Here is a 780-nt window from a genome sequence, read left to right as displayed (position 1 = left end):
CGCGGGGCTCGCGTGAGCGCCCGCCCGATGCGCCTCGAGCGCCCGGACGGGGCGGGCGGGGCCCAGGCCGCCGGCTGGGGCGCGGCGCCCGACACCGCCGCCCTGGTCCTCGGCGCCCGCGACGGCGACCCGCTGGCGTTCCGGCAGCTCGTCGACGCGCACTACGCGCGGTCGCTGCGCTTCGCCCGCAACATGGGGCTGGCCGCCGAGGACGCCGAGGAGGCGGTGCAGGACACGTTCGTCCGGGTGTGGAACGCGCTGCCGCGCTTCCGCCCGGGGGCGCCGTTCGAGCCGTGGCTGTTCCGGATCCTCGCCAACCGCTGCCGCAGCGCGCTGGTGCGCCGGAAGTGGTGGCGTCGCGCCGCGGTCGACGACGCCGACGAGGTGCTGGCGCAGCTCCCCGCGCGCTGGGGCGCCGAGGGGGACGACGCGCTGTACGACCAGGTGCGGCAGGCGCTCGACGGGCTGCCGGCCGAGCAGCGCGAGGCCTTCCTGCTGCGGCACGTGGAGGGCATGGAATACGCCGACATGATGGAGACCACGGGCGCGGGGCTGTCCGCGCTCAAGATGCGGGTGAAGCGGGCGAGCGACGCCCTGCGCGCGCGCCTGACGGAGGCCAAGGGATGAGCGGGTCCGCGAACGACGGGCGCCCGGCGCTGGAGCCGGACGAGGTGCGCCGCACGGCGGGGCTGGAGCCGGCGCTGGACGCGCTGCGCGGGCTGCCGCCGGTGCCGCCGGGCGCGGTCGACCGCGTGGTCGGCGCCGCGGTGGCGCGCGGAC

Annotated in this window: 1 protein-coding gene; it reads left to right on the top strand. The window is 78.7% G+C overall.

Features of this window, described 5'->3' with window-relative positions:
- The coding region (locus tag PYV61_RS26145) for an RNA polymerase sigma factor (RefSeq protein ID WP_275836822.1) at positions 1–627 on the top strand (627 nt) is incomplete at its 5' end.
- Between the last annotated feature and the right edge of the window lie 153 nt (positions 628–780).

It is taken from the genome of Roseisolibacter sp. H3M3-2 (assembly GCF_029211165.1).
GTDB lineage: Bacteria > Gemmatimonadota > Gemmatimonadetes > Gemmatimonadales > Gemmatimonadaceae > Roseisolibacter.
This window is presented reverse-complemented; position numbering and strand designations above follow the sequence as displayed.